Raw genomic sequence first — 13,319 nt, 5'->3', positions numbered from 1 at the left:
ATTTGTGACCTGAATTCAAGATGTCCCGAACAGACACCAACCGCTCCGGGGAGATGGACGTGTTCGTCCGCGTCGTCGATCTCGGCGGCTTCACGGCGGCCGCGAACAGCCTGCGCCTGACGCCATCGGGCGTCAGCAAGCTGGTCTCCCGGCTCGAGACCCGGCTCGGCACGCGGCTGGTCAACCGCACCACCCGCAAGCTGCAACTGACGGAGGAGGGCCAGGCCTTCTACCAGCGCGCCCAGCGCATCCTCGCCGATATCGACGAGGCCGAACGCGAGGCCGCCTCATGCGTGCCGCGCGGCCATCTCACCGTGAACAGCAACATCCCGTTCGGCATGCTGCATGTGATGCCGCTGCTGCCGCGCTTCATGCGCGAGCATCCCGACATCACGCTCGACATCGTGCTGACCGACACGCTGGTCGATCTGATGCAGGCGCGCGCCGACGTCGCGATCCGCGTCGGCCCGCTCGGCGCCTCGCGGCTGATCGCGCGCAAGCTCGGCACCAGCCGCATGGTGGTGGTCGCAGCACCCTCCTACCTCGCGCGCTTCGGCACCCCAAAGACGCCGGCCGACCTCGCCGCGCATCGCGGCATCGGCTGGACCTTTCCGCGCAGCATCCGCGGCTGGCCGTTCCGCCGCGCCGAGAAGATCGAGGAGGCGTTGCCGCCGCCGGTCGCCCGCGTCAGCGACGGCGAAGCCGCGCGCCAGCTCACGCTCGGCGGTACTGGGCTCGGACGGCTGGCGCTGTTCCACATCGGTCCCGACATCGAGGCCGGGCGTCTGGTGCCGGTGCTGCAAAATCTCAATCCCGGCGATCGCGAGGACATCCATGCGGTCTATGTCGGCCACGCCGGCCCGCTGCCGGCCCGGGTGCGCGCCTTCATCGATTTTCTCGCAAGCAATATCCGCATCGGCGATCCGGCGCTGCGGCGTGGTGCGGATGGAAAATGGAAGATCGTCGGCGACAAATGAGCGTGCGATGACGAACGAGCCCCTGACCTTGCAGACTGTCACCGAGTCGATTCGCATCGCCGCTCAACCAACGCAGGTATGGGACGCGATCGTCGACCCCAACGGCGGCGAGATATGGCGCAACGCGCATTTCAGGACCGATTGGCAGATCGGCACACCGATCGAGATCGAGGCGGAGATCGGCGCAAAGCGCTATCGCGACAAGGGCCTCGTCCTGCTTGTCAAGCCGCCGTCGCGGCTCGCATATTCCTACTGGTCGCAGGTCTCCGGCCTGCCGGATATTCCGCAATCCTATGCGACGATCACGATGACGCTCGCGGCTGACGGCGGCGAGACGGTGCTGACCGTCACCCAGCAGGTGCCACCATCGCCGGTTCGCCGCGGGCAAGGGTGGGAAATCGGGTCTGACTCAGGCGCGAAACATGTCGCGTTCTACTGGCGCATGGCGCTGCCGCGCCTGAAGCAGGCCGTCGAGCACGGACGCGCCGCGTAGTAACGAAATCTACGTCCGCTTCAGCAGAAAGAGCTGCGTGACATAAGGAAACACCACCTCGTCGGCATCACCGAGACCGGCGTCACGAAGGATGGCGTCGGTCTTGTCGCGAATATCCGCCTTCGCCGCATCGGGAAGATTGGCGACATAGCTCGTCGACACCACGCGTTCATAGACGCCTTGCCTTGGCATCCGATGCGGATGCTCCCGCACGATTTCCTTCTCGAGCACGAAGCGAGGGTCGTTCAAGATCCAGCGCCAGTGCCCGGAGCGTTGCCGGGGTGTGTCTCCCGCGTATTTCTCAATCATCGCCGACAACGCATCGACCCACGGCGCGCGGTCGTCCCTGTTGTTCCAGGCCAGCGCCAGCGTACCGCCGGGATGCAGCAGGCGCGCGATCTCGGCGACCGACGGCTCGTTGTCGAACCAGTGGAACGCCTGCGCGCAGGTCACGAGATCGACGCTGCCGGTCTCGAGGCCGGTCGCGTCGGCGCGGGTGTTGATGACCTCGATCCCGGCTTCGTTCGCGAGTTTTGCCGACATCTCGGCGACCGGCTCGATCGCGACCAGGCGCGCCGTCTCGGACAGATGCGGCAGCAGCAGGCGGGTGAACTTGCCGGTTCCGGCGCCAAGATCGACGACGCAGCGTGCGGTCTTGAGCGGCAGCGCGGCGATGATCTCCGCCGGATAGCTGGGCCGGCCAGCCTCATAGGCGGCGACCGCGACACGATAATTCTTGGCCGTAGGATTCAGTGTCATCTTTGCTTCTCCTGCGAGCCGGCAAATCTGCCTGGGACTATAGAGCAGCGCCAGCGCAGAACTGGAAGAGCGCATCGATGCAAAATGCGCTGAAGCCCGTCACCTTTGCGTCAGCGCCAAGGCCCCGGCGCAGCTGCTTCTTGAACAAGGTGCGCGCAGTTTGAATGATCTTGCTTCGGCAAGCAGCGCAACTTTGCACGCCTGTGTTGCACCAACGTCGCAGTTCCCAGTTGCAAGTTACGGTTGATTGAACCACAGTTCTTGAAAGCGGACGCGGTCTGTTGCGCTTGCGCGGGACAAGCCCGGTGCCTCTTCCGCACTGGTGCAGCCATGCAGCGATCCAGCGCCGTCTTTGTCACGGGTATCGTCTACGCCTTGATCGGTTTGGCCCTCGCGGGCGGCGGCATCTGGCTCGCCGCACTCGGCGGATCGATCTCCTACATCGTCATCGGCATAGGCATTCTCGCGACCGCTGCGCTCCTGCTGGCGCAGCGACGTTCCGCGCTCTGGCTGTTTGCGATCGTGCTGGTCGGCACGCTGGCATGGGCCGTCTACGAGGTGAAATTCGACTGGTGGCCGCTCGCGGCGCGCGGCGACATCATCTTCCCGATGGCGCTCTGGCTGCTGACGCCGGTGATGGCTCGCGGGCTGTTGCGCAACGAGCCGGTGTCGTACGCACGCGCGACGGCGCCGCTCTGGATCGGCGTGGTGGCGGCAGCAGTCGTCCTCGTGGCCGGGCTGCTGTCGAGCTATCACGACATCAACGGCACGATCGCCGAAGCCGGGCCTGCCGTGCCGCAAGGCGAGGCCGATCCGCAGCCCGACGGCGATTGGCGCGCCTACGGCCGCACGCAATTCGGCCAGCGCTACTCGCCGCTGAAACAGATCACGCCCGACAATGTCGGCAACCTCAAGGTCGCCTGGACCTTCCGTACCGGCGACGTGAAGACACCGGAGGATTCCGGCGAGACCACCTTCGAGGTCACGCCGATCAAGGTGCGCGACACGCTCTATCTCTGCACGCAGCACCAGGTGCTGTTCGCGCTCGACGCCAGGACCGGCACCGAGCGCTGGCGCTACGACCCCAAGCTCGTGCACAACAAGACGTTCCAGCACATGACCTGCCGCGGGGTCTCCTATCACGAGACCGCGGCGGGTGCCGTCGACTCTGGCGGCAGTCCGGCGCCCGCCGAATGTCCGCGCCGGATCTTCCTGCCGGTCAACGACGGCCGCATGATCGCGCTCGATGCCGACAGCGGCAAGCTCTGCGATGGTTTTGCCGATCACGGCATCCTCGACCTGCAGCAGGGCATGGGGATCAAGACCGCAGGGTTCTTCGAGCCGACGTCGCCGCCTGTGGTCAGTGAAAAGATCCTGGTCGTCGCCGCCGCGGTGATCGACAATTACGCGGTCGAGGTGCCTTCGGGCGTGATCCGCGGCTTCGATGTCTACACCGGCAAACTGGTCTGGGCCTGGGACTCCGCCGCGGCCGACGAGAACGCGCTGCCGTCGCCGACGCGGCATTACACCAACGGCTCGCCGAACTCCTGGATCACGGCCTCGTTCGATCCGAAACTGAACCTGGTCTACATTCCGACCGGCAACAACGGGCCTGACATCTGGGGCGGCAATCGCAATGCGCTGGTCGAACGCTATTCCAGTTCGATCGTCGCGCTTGACGTCAACACCGGCAAGCGCGCCTGGTCGTACCAGACCGTGCATCACGATCTCTGGGACATGGACGTTCCCTCGCAACCGAGCCTGGTCGACGTGACGACAGCCAAGGGCGTCGTTCCCGCGATCATCCAGCCGACCAAGGTGGGCAACATCTTCGTGCTCGACCGCAGGACCGGCGAGTTGATCGTGCCGGCGCCGGAACGCGCGGTGCCGCAGGGCGCCGCGCCCGGCGACCGCTCCGCGCCGACCCAGCCGTTTTCCGACCTGACCTTCCGCCCGGAGGCAAAGCTGACCGGCGCGGACATGTGGGGCGGCACGATCTTCGATCAGCTGCTGTGCCGGATCATGTTCCACCGGCTGCGCTACGAGGGCACGTTCACGCCGCCGTCGCTGCAGGGCACGCTGGTCTTCCCCGGCAATCTCGGCATGTTCGAATGGGGCGGCATCGCGATCGATCCTGTCAGGCAGATCGCGATCGCCAATCCGATGTCGCTGCCGTTCGCCTCGCGGCTGATTCCGCGCGGCCCGCAAAATCCTCCGGCGCCGACGGCCGAGAAGCCGGTCGGCAGCGAGGTCGGGACGCAGCCGATGTACGGCACGCCGTTCGGTGTGGATATTTCGAGCTTCCTCTCGCCGCTCTCCGTGCCGTGCTATCGGCCGCCATGGGGTTCGATGGCCGCGATCGATCTGAAGACGATGAAGATCGTCTGGCAGCATCCCAACGGCACGATCAGGGACACCACGCCGCTGCCGCTTCCGTTCAAGATGGGTGTGCCGATGCTGGGTGGACCGATCACCACCGCCGGCGGCGTCGCGTTCTACACCGGGACCTATGAGTACACGATCCGGGCTTACGACGTGCGCGACGGCAAGGTGCTGTGGGAAGATCGTCTGCCCGCGGGCGCGCAATCGACGCCGATGAGCTACGAGGCCGGCGGCAAGCAATACATCGTCACCGCGGCCGGCGGCCACGGCTCGTTCGGCACCAAGCGCGGCGACTACGTCATCGCCTATGCGTTGAAGGATTGAACCGGGAGAGCGTCGTCATGGCTGCGTTATCCGGTGACCGGGCGAAGCATCCAGCGGCGATCTACCTTTGGCTCGGTCTCTCGGCAATCTTCGTCTCTGTATCCAACATCGCACGCGCTGCCGATCTGACGGTCGCCGGCGCAGCGGCCAATCCGGCGCCAGCACCAGTCCCTTGGCTGCTCGGCGACTGGAATGGCGCGCGCACCAGGCTGTTGAACGCCGGCATCGATTTTCAGTTCGGCTACACCAGCGAGCTCGCCGGCAATGCAACGGGCGGTCAGCGGCAGCAGGTCGCCTACACCGATCAATGGACCTTCGGCGCCACGTTCGATCTTGCAAAGCTCGGCGTCGTGCCCGGCGGCACGGTCCAGGTCACATGGACCGACCGCAACGGCAGCAATCTGAGCGACGACGCCGGCCTCGGCACCTTGCAGCAGGTGCAGGAGCTGTTCGGACGCGGCCAGACCCTGCGGCTCACGGACTTCTGGTACGACCAGAAGTTCGCTGGCGGCCTGGTCGACTGGAAGATCGGGCGGATGCCGTTCGGCGAGGATTTCGCAACCTTCGCCTGCGATTTCCAGAACCTGACCTTCTGCGGCGCGCAGCCCGGCAACCTCGTCGGCAACTACATCTACAACTGGCCGGTCAGCTATTGGGCCACCCGGCTGAAATTCAACCTGCAAGGCTTCGGCTATTTTCAGTTCGGTGTGTACGACTCCAATCCCAATTACCTGAAAGTCTCGCAGTCGGCGCTTCCCGTGTTCTACTCTGGATCCACGGGTCTGCTCATCCCGGCCGAGATCGCCTGGCTGCCGAGGTTCGGCAATCTGCAAGGCAGCTACAAGTTCGGCGGCTGGTACGACACATCGATCGCCCCCGACGTGGTCACCGACGCCAACGGCAACCCGGCCGTGCTCAGCGGGCAGCCGCTATTGCAAAGCCGCGGACGTTACGGGGCGTATGTCAGCTTCGTCCAGCAGGTCATCCGTCCATCGCAAGCGAGCTCCGCGGGCATGCTCAGCCTGTTCTTCAATGCGACCATGGCCGACCGCCGCACGGCCACCACCGATTATCAGATCGCGGGCGGCCTGACCTATACCGGCCCACTTCAGGGGCGACCCGAGGACGACATCGGATTTGCCGTCGGCACCACCCATGTCAACGGCCGCATCGCCTGGTCGGAGGAGCTGCAGAATCTGGCCGGCCTCGGTCCGGTCGCGGTCCAGGGCAACGAATATGTCATGGAACTCTACTACACCTACCGACCGCTTGCCGGCCTGCAGGTGCGGCCGAACGTCCAGTACGTGATCGACCCAGGCGGCACCAGCAGGAACGCGAACGCATTGGTGTTCGGCCTGAAGACGGTCGCGAATTTCTGACGCGCGCATGACGCCGTTGTCATTCGCTTGATCGTGACCTCCGCGGCGTCCGCAAGGGTTGGCAAACGCGGTCAAAGCCGCTAAAGGTCCGCCCCCTTTCACAGACAATCCGAGCATGACATGACGAGCGCCCCGCCCGCCGTCTCGATTGGCGTCGATTTCGGCACCAGCAACACCGTGGTTGCCCTATCCGACGGCGACGGCCGCGTCGAAGCTGTTCGCTTCGACCATGGCGGCCGCACGCATAGCGTCTATGTGTCTGCGCTGTGCTTCTGGGAGGAACGGCCCGGCGCCGGCCTGCATCCGCGCGCCGAGGGCGGCCCGTGGGCGATCGAGCAGTTCCTCGAGGGACGCACGATCCATCGCTTCATCCAGTCGTTCAAGACCTTTGCGGCAAGCTCGGCCTTCAACACCACGCAGATCTTCCGGCAGCGCTACAAGTTCGAGGATCTGCTGGCGGCATTCCTGCGCACGCTGACGCGCCATGCCGGCGAGGGTTTCGACTTGGGCGCGCCGACCATCATGGTCGGCCGCCCGGTGAAGTTTGCCGGCGGCAATCCCAACGACGAGCTCGCGATGCAGCGCTACCGGGCCGCATTCGAGCGGCTCGGCGCCGGCCACGCGCGCTATGTCTACGAGCCGGTCGGCGCGGCGTTCTCCTTCGCGCGCAGCCTCGACCACGACGCCACGGTGCTGGTCGCCGATTTCGGCGGCGGCACCAGCGACTTCTCCGTCATGCGCTTCTCGCGCAAGGGCGGCGTGCTGCGCGCCGAGCCGCTGGGACATTCCGGCATCGGCATCGCCGGCGACACCTTCGACTACCGCATCGTCGACCACATCGTCTCGCCGCGGCTCGGCAAGGGCACCAACTACCGCTCGTTCGACAAGGTGCTGCCGATCCCCAATCACTATTATTCGAGCCTCGCGCGCTGGCATCAGCTCGCGATGATGCGGGGCAACGGCGATTTGCGCGAATTGCAGCAGCTGGCGCGCACCGCGCTCGATCCGGCGCCGCTGCACGACTTCATCACCATCGTCGACCACGATCTCGGCTTCGCGCTCTACCGCGCCGTGTCCGACACCAAGGTCGCACTGTCGAGCCGCGACTGCGTCGAGTTCCGCTTTGCCCGCGAAGGCATCGATATCGGCGCGACCGTGACGCGCGACGATTTCGAATCCTGGATCGCCGACGATATCGAGCGACTCGGTGCGACCGTCGACGAAGCGCTGGCGAAGTCGGGCATCACCGCGCGCGACGTCGAGAAGGTGTTTTTGACCGGCGGCACCTCGTTCGTGCCGGCGGTGCAGCGCCTGTTCGCCGAGCGCTTCGGCGAGGCGCGGCTGACCTCGGCGGATCAATTCGAATCGATCGCCTATGGTCTCGCCTTGATCGGCAACACGCCTGATCCCGACCGCTGGACCTTCGCCGAAGCGGCGTGACGGCTCGCTTCGCGCCTTGATCCCGGCTCAATGCCGGATTACATCAGTTCAATCATTAATTCGAGAGGATGCCGACAGCCATGGATTTCATCCGGACCGCAAAGCCGATCTGCCTTGCCCACCGGGAAATCCATCACCATGCCTGCATCGATCACGCTCTCCCATCTAACCCTGTCCGCGCCTGACGGCCGGGTTCTCCTCTCCAACATCGATCTCAGTTTCGGCCCCGAACGCACCGGCCTTGTCGGCCGCAACGGCGTCGGCAAGACGACGCTGCTCGGCCTGATCGCAGGCGCGCGCGCGCCGCAATCCGGCACGGTCACGGTTCAGGGACGCGTCGCGATGCTGCATCAGACGGTGCAGGTGAAACCGGGCGAATGCGTCGTCGATCTGTTCGGCGCGCGGCACGCGCTGGCCGCATTGCGCCGCGCCGGACAGGGTCTTGCGAGCACCGAAGAGCTTGCGGATATCGACTGGACGCTCGACACCCGTATTGCGTCCGCGCTCGCGCGTGTGGGTCTCAGCGATGCCCTCGACGCCCCGCTGGCGGTGCTGTCCGGCGGACAGGCGACCAGGGCGCGCCTCGCCGCGCTGACCTTTGCAGAACCCGACTTTCTGCTGCTGGATGAACCCACCAACAATCTCGACCGCGCCGGACGTCAGGCGGTGGTCGACCTGCTCGCCGGCTGGCGGCATGGCACCATCATCGTCAGCCACGACCGCGAACTGCTCGAGACCATGGACGCGATCGTCGAACTGACCTCGCTGGAAGCCCAACGCTACGGCGGCAATTGGAGCGCGTACCGTGCGCGCAAGGCGATCGAGCTGTCGGCGGCACGCCACGATCTGGCCGATGCCGAGAAGCGCGTCGCCGAGATCGACCGCAAGGCAAGGGACACGTCCGAACGGCAGGCGCGCAGGGACGGCGCCGGCGCGAGGAAGCGCGCCAAGGGCGATCTGCCGCGCATCGCCGCCGGCCTGCGCAAGGATCGCAGCGAGGACACCGGCGGCGAGCATGCCCGCCTCGCCGAGCGGCGGCGGACGCAAGCGCTCGAACTGGCGACCGCGGCGCGCCAGCGTATCGAGGTGCTGCAACCGTTCTCGGTGCGACTGCCGTCGACGCAGCTGGCCGCCGGCAGGATGGTGCTGCGGATCGAAGCCGCCGATGCCGGCTACACTGCGGAGGCGCCGATCCTGCGCGGTCTCACCTTCGCGATGTCGGGTCCGGAGCGCGTCGCAATCACGGGCCCCAATGGCGCCGGCAAGACGACACTGCTCAAGCTCGTCAGCGGCGAACTGACCGCGATGCGCGGCACCGTCGAGGTGATGACCCGCTTTGCGATGTTCGATCAGGCCGTCAGCCTGCTCGATGCGTCAGTCTCGATCCTGGATAATTTCCGGCGCATCAATCCGGATGCCAACGAGAACGCCTGTCGAGCGGCGCTGGCGCGATTCATGTTTCGCGCCGACGCCGCGCTGCAGACTGTCTCCAGCCTCAGCGGCGGCCAGTTGCTGCGAGCCGGCCTCGCCTGCGTGCTGGGTGGCGTAAGCCCGCCGCCGCTCCTGATCCTCGACGAGCCGACCAATCACCTCGACATCGAATCGATGGAAGCGGTCGAGGCCGGGCTGCGCGCCTATGACGGCGCGCTGCTGGTCGTCAGCCACGACGAGACCTTCCTCGATGCCATCGCAATCACGCGCAGGTTGGATCTCGCCGAGTGCAGGTGATGTGCGCAATTCAACGTTTCGAGGCCGGCCAGGAAATGAACAGCCGAGCACGCGTCGCCGGGGGCAGGATGTAGGCGCGGTGCTCGGCTGTCAGGCCGCGCGGCGGTGCGGCCGTTCCGCCAGCTTCGCTCATCCCCATGAGCGAGGCCGTCGGAGCTGATATCGCCTATTGCTAAATCCGCGCCGTCGAATGGAGCGCGTTTCTCCAGAGAGCAAATGCGACGAAGCCTGCCAGCAACAAAAAGCCGCCACCGGCCGCGAGCAAAAAATGCGCGAACGTCATCTTGGAAATCCCAATTGAGAAGCATCGTGCGGCGCGACATGCACCGCAACCTGGCAATCAAATGCACTTCAGAATTGATTTGCCCTGCCGGCCGCCGCCGGACAGCCCGAAAGGTGGCTGGCACTGCGCTCTGCCCACCCTTCGATTCCAGAGAGGTCGTCAAGCCACTCGGCTGTTGCCTCTCATCGTGCGGCTCGTCACACCGCTCAACTGTCACGAGGATAATCGATAAAATTCTAACGACAATCGAAACGAAAAATTAAGGTTACCGATGCCCGTCGGCGCGCCGACAATGGTCGATCGCGTCCAGAGGGACCGGCTCCCGGCAAAATATCGAAAACAACCCCATGCACAGTAGCGAGCAGGCGCCACCCCAGCCCGAGCGGCGGTCAATTGGCGCAATATCCTCCGGAGGAATGTTCCGAGGGCATGTCACGTTTCGACGCGCTGCCTTGTCTTAACTTCTGCAATGCCAGCAGCAGAGGACACCATGCATAGTATCGGAACCGAAGGCGGTCGCACCCTGATCGCGGTCGTCTATCATAGCGCCTACGGCCACACCCGGCGTCAGGCGGAGGCCGTCGGGTCCGGCGTTGGAGACGTCGACGGCGCGGAGGCGCTGCTGGTGCCTGTCGAGAGCGTGGAGCAGAACTGGGACAGGCTGATGGCTGCGGAAGCTTTGATCTTCGGCACGCCGACCTACATGGGCGCTGCGTCGGCGGCCTTCAAAGCCTTCCAGGAAGCGACGTCCAGTGCGGTGATGTCCAAGGGCTATCGGTGGAAGGACAAGCTCGCGGCCGGCTTCACCAATTCGGGGGCACACGCCGGCGACAAGCTCTCCACTTTGATCCAGCTTGCATTGTTCGCTGCCCAGCATGGCATGCACTGGGTCAATCTCGACCTGCCGCCGGGAAACAACTCCGCTTCGGGATCGGATGCCGATCCGAACAGGCTGGGGTTCTGGCTCGGAGCCGGCGCGCAATCGAATACCGATGAGGGCGCAGATACCGCGCCGCCGGCATCCGATCTTGCAACCGCCCGTCACCTCGGACAGCGCGTGGCGAAGACAGCGCTGCAATTTGCGCGCGGCCGTGACGCGGCCACAGCGACCGTTCGGGCAGCGTCATGACAAAAGCGGCTAAAGCATCGGCGGCAGAAATCTTCGCCGAGCTGCGGCCGCGGCTGGTCCGGCTCGCCTATCGGATGCTCGGTTCGGTCGCCGACGCAGAGGACGTCGTGCACGACGCCTGGCTGCGCTGGCTCGCCGCCGATCGCGATCAGGTGCGCGATCCCAAGGCACTCCTGCACACCATCGTCACGCGCCTGGCCCTCAATGAATTGAAATCCGCACGGCGTCGGCGCGTCACCTATGTCGGACCGTGGCTGCCCGAGCCATTCTTCGACCCTGAAGACGAGGAGTCCGCCGACGATCTGACCCTGCCGCTGATGATGGCGCTGGAACGCTTGTCGCCGTTGGAGCGAGCGGCCTTTCTGCTGCATGATGTGTTCGGACTGGAGTTCGATGCCGTATCGGAGACGATCGGGCGCGAGGCTGCGACCTGCCGCAAGCTTGCCAGCCGCGCCCGCGCGCATATCCACGCTGCCAAACCCAGGTTCGTCGTCGGGAGCGAAGAAGGCCTGCGGCTCGCAGATGCGTTCTTCACGGCAACGCGGACCGGCGACCTTGCTGCGCTCCGCGCCATGCTCGCCGAAGATGTCGCGGTCTATGCGGATGGCGGTGGCCGGGTCCCGGCACCGACGCGACCTCTGGTCGGACTCGAAGCCGCGTTGGAGCGTTTCGCGGGGCTCGCCCGCCTGTTCGCCGTGCATCCCTCACGATTGATTCGCTACGTGATTATCAACGGATTGCCGGGCTTCATCACCATCGAGGACGACCTCGTTCAAACGACCGCCTTGCATATCGAGAACGAACGGATCGTCGCCGTTTATGTGACCCGCAATCCCGACAAGCTGCACAACGTGCCTGATGTGACGGGCTGGCGGAACTGATCGCGCTTCACGCGTCTCCGCTCAGCGTACCTGTTTGCCGCATGAGTTCGACCTGCCCCCTGTCATCGTCCCTCCTTTGCTCGGCCCTGCACGATCGCGACCGCACCCGCGAGCAACACAGCGGCCGATATCACCAGCGAGGCATGTGCACCTGCCATGAACGCGTCGTTCCCGGCAACCAGCGAGCCGAACAGGGCAACGCCAAGCACGCTGCCGGTCTGCCGCGTCGCGTTCAACACGCCGGCGGCGATGCCGGATCGCGATTTCTCGACACTGCCGAGCAGCGTCGAGGTCAAGGACGGCACGAGCAGGCCGAGCCCGCCGCCGAGGATGATGAGCTGAGCGCCGATCGCCCAGTAGCTGGTGCCTGAGGCGATAGGCAGCAGCGCAACGCAGCCCGCGGCGGTGAGCACACAAGCGAGCGCAATGGTTTGCGGCGCGCCGAGGCGCTCGCTGACCGACGCGGTGATCAGGTTGGCGGGCAGCACCATGGCCATCATGGGCACGAAGGCAAGGCCCGTTGCGAACGGCGACCAGCCGTTGACGTTCTGGAAGTAGAGACTGAGCACGAAGATCAGGCCGTAGAAGGCGATGTTGAAGAGAAGCCCGACCAGAGCGGTCAGCGCGAACATGCGATGGCGGAACAGCGACAGCGGCAGCATCGGTTGCGGCGCGCGCGCCTCGCGCCATACGAACAGGAGTCCGATTACGGCCGCCCCGGCGAAGCCCATGATGACGAGCGGATGGCTCCAGCCCAGCGCGCCGCCCTCGATCAGGGCGCTGGCCAGCGTGCCGAGGGTTGCAATCGCCGCGATCTGTCCCGGCAGATCAATCTCGCGCTGCGCGAGCCGCGGCGTCTCCTCGGCGTAACGCCAGGCGAGCCAGAGGCCGGCGGCGCCAATCGGCAGGTTGACGAGAAAGATCGCACGCCAGCTGACCAGTGCGATCAGCGCGCCGCCAACGAGCGGCCCCGCAGTCAGCGCAACGCTCGCACCCGCGGCCCAGAAGCCGACCGCGCGGCCGCGCGCCTTCGGATCGGTATAGGCGTGATTGAGCAGCGTCAGCGAGTTCGGCACCAGGATTGCCGCCGCCAGGCCCTGCACGGAGCGAGCAACGATCAGGAACGTCGTCGACGGAGCCAAGGCGCAGGCGAGCGAAGCCAACGTGAAGATTGCAAAGCCCCCTATGAATATCCGTTTGGCGCCGACGCGATCACCGAGCGCACCGGCGGTCAGAATGAAGGCAGCGAATGCGATGGTGTAGGCGGTCACCACCCATTGCAGCTCGGCCACGCTGCCGCCGAGCGAGGTGCCGATGCTGCTCAGCGCGGTATTGACGATGGTGATGTCCAGCTGCACGACGCCGAGGCCGAGGCTCGTGGCGGCAAGCGCCAGCGCCGCGGCGAGAGGCGAACGGGATGACATGCTGTCAGAGCCGGCTTGTTCCGGCTGCCTTGTGTTGAGCGAAGTTGCTTGCATTGATCACACTCGGTTGTCTGTGAGACTTTGATGACTCAGACCAGCCCGCTTTGCGATTTTCATTCG

At 65.4% G+C, this 13,319-nt stretch carries 10 protein-coding genes; 8 read left to right on the top strand and 2 right to left on the bottom strand.

From position 1 onward, the window contains the following. The first annotated feature begins 20 nt into the window (after window positions 1-20). Both XH92_RS02340 and XH92_RS02335 read left to right on the top strand, forming a co-directional pair. Entirely contained in the window at window positions 21-977 is a 957-nt protein-coding gene (locus tag XH92_RS02340; protein ID WP_194457793.1) for a LysR family transcriptional regulator, read from the top strand. A gap of 7 nt (window positions 978-984) precedes the next feature. Beyond that, window positions 985-1,470 carry an SRPBCC domain-containing protein gene (locus XH92_RS02335; protein ID WP_194457792.1) on the top strand — a complete coding sequence of 162 codons (486 nt, stop codon included), beginning with the start codon at window positions 985-987 and terminating at the stop codon, window positions 1,468-1,470. 9 nt (window positions 1,471-1,479) lie between these two features. Here the strand turns inward: XH92_RS02335 and XH92_RS02330 are convergent, their stop codons facing one another. Further along, complete coding sequence (locus XH92_RS02330; RefSeq protein WP_194457791.1) at window positions 1,480-2,229, bottom strand: class I SAM-dependent methyltransferase; 750 nt, start codon at window positions 2,227-2,229, stop codon at window positions 1,480-1,482. A 330-nt stretch (window positions 2,230-2,559) separates the two neighbouring features. On the opposite strand from XH92_RS02330, the gene XH92_RS02325 reads away from it, so the two are divergent. The 6 genes from XH92_RS02325 to XH92_RS02300 all read left to right on the top strand — a co-directional run bounded on the left by XH92_RS02325 (window position 2,560) and on the right by XH92_RS02300 (window position 11,775). Next, window positions 2,560-4,935 (top strand): glucose/quinate/shikimate family membrane-bound PQQ-dependent dehydrogenase, encoded by a 2,376-nt coding sequence (locus tag XH92_RS02325; RefSeq protein ID WP_194457790.1) that lies wholly within the window; start codon window positions 2,560-2,562, stop codon window positions 4,933-4,935. A gap of 17 nt (window positions 4,936-4,952) precedes the next feature. Then, a complete protein-coding gene (locus XH92_RS02320; protein ID WP_210345534.1) occupies window positions 4,953-6,314 on the top strand; it encodes a carbohydrate porin in 1,362 nt (453 codons plus the stop codon). 120 nt (window positions 6,315-6,434) lie between these two features. Then, a complete protein-coding gene (locus tag XH92_RS02315) occupies window positions 6,435-7,754 on the top strand; it encodes an Hsp70 family protein (protein ID WP_194457789.1) in 1,320 nt (439 codons plus the stop codon). 138 nt (window positions 7,755-7,892) lie between these two features. Next, window positions 7,893-9,482 carry an ABC-F family ATP-binding cassette domain-containing protein gene (locus XH92_RS02310; protein WP_194457788.1) on the top strand — a complete coding sequence of 530 codons (1,590 nt, stop codon included), beginning with the start codon at window positions 7,893-7,895 and terminating at the stop codon, window positions 9,480-9,482. 773 nt (window positions 9,483-10,255) lie between these two features. Then, complete coding sequence (locus XH92_RS02305) at window positions 10,256-10,894, top strand: flavodoxin family protein (protein ID WP_194457787.1); 639 nt, start codon at window positions 10,256-10,258, stop codon at window positions 10,892-10,894. Further along, the gene (locus tag XH92_RS02300) at window positions 10,891-11,775 is read left to right on the top strand and encodes a sigma-70 family RNA polymerase sigma factor (protein ID WP_194457786.1); all 885 of its coding nucleotides are present in this window, start codon (window positions 10,891-10,893) and stop codon (window positions 11,773-11,775) included. The genes XH92_RS02305 and XH92_RS02300 overlap by 4 nt, the downstream gene beginning before the upstream one ends. A gap of 62 nt (window positions 11,776-11,837) precedes the next feature. Here the strand turns inward: XH92_RS02300 and XH92_RS02295 are convergent, their stop codons facing one another. Then, on the bottom strand, window positions 11,838-13,199 hold the full coding sequence (locus XH92_RS02295; protein ID WP_371817922.1) for an MFS transporter: 1,362 nt from the start codon (window positions 13,197-13,199) through the stop codon (window positions 11,838-11,840). Window positions 13,200-13,319: the final 120 nt, after the last annotated feature.

The organism is Bradyrhizobium sp. CCBAU 53421, assembly GCF_015291625.1.
Lineage (GTDB): Bacteria > Pseudomonadota > Alphaproteobacteria > Rhizobiales > Xanthobacteraceae > Bradyrhizobium.
Note: the sequence above shows the minus strand (reverse complement) of the source record. Positions and strands in the feature narration are given on the sequence as shown.

Excerpts from the sequence above, each read along its gene's own strand:
- XH92_RS02300 (WP_194457786.1), top strand. The coding sequence starts at position 10,891 with ATGACAAAAGCGGCTAAAGCATCGGCGGCAGAAATCTTCGCCGAGCTG.
- XH92_RS02330 (WP_194457791.1), bottom strand. The coding sequence starts at position 2,229 with ATGACACTGAATCCTACGGCCAAGAATTATCGTGTCGCGGTCGCCGCC.
- XH92_RS02340 (WP_194457793.1), top strand. The coding sequence starts at position 21 with ATGTCCCGAACAGACACCAACCGCTCCGGGGAGATGGACGTGTTCGTC.
- XH92_RS02310 (WP_194457788.1), top strand. The coding sequence starts at position 7,893 with ATGCCTGCATCGATCACGCTCTCCCATCTAACCCTGTCCGCGCCTGAC.
- XH92_RS02295 (WP_371817922.1), bottom strand. The coding sequence starts at position 13,199 with ATGTCATCCCGTTCGCCTCTCGCCGCGGCGCTGGCGCTTGCCGCCACG.
- XH92_RS02305 (WP_194457787.1), top strand. The coding sequence starts at position 10,256 with ATGCATAGTATCGGAACCGAAGGCGGTCGCACCCTGATCGCGGTCGTC.
- XH92_RS02335 (WP_194457792.1), top strand. The coding sequence starts at position 985 with ATGACGAACGAGCCCCTGACCTTGCAGACTGTCACCGAGTCGATTCGC.
- XH92_RS02315 (WP_194457789.1), top strand. The coding sequence starts at position 6,435 with ATGACGAGCGCCCCGCCCGCCGTCTCGATTGGCGTCGATTTCGGCACC.
- XH92_RS02320 (WP_210345534.1), top strand. The coding sequence starts at position 4,953 with ATGGCTGCGTTATCCGGTGACCGGGCGAAGCATCCAGCGGCGATCTAC.
- XH92_RS02325 (WP_194457790.1), top strand. The coding sequence starts at position 2,560 with ATGCAGCGATCCAGCGCCGTCTTTGTCACGGGTATCGTCTACGCCTTG.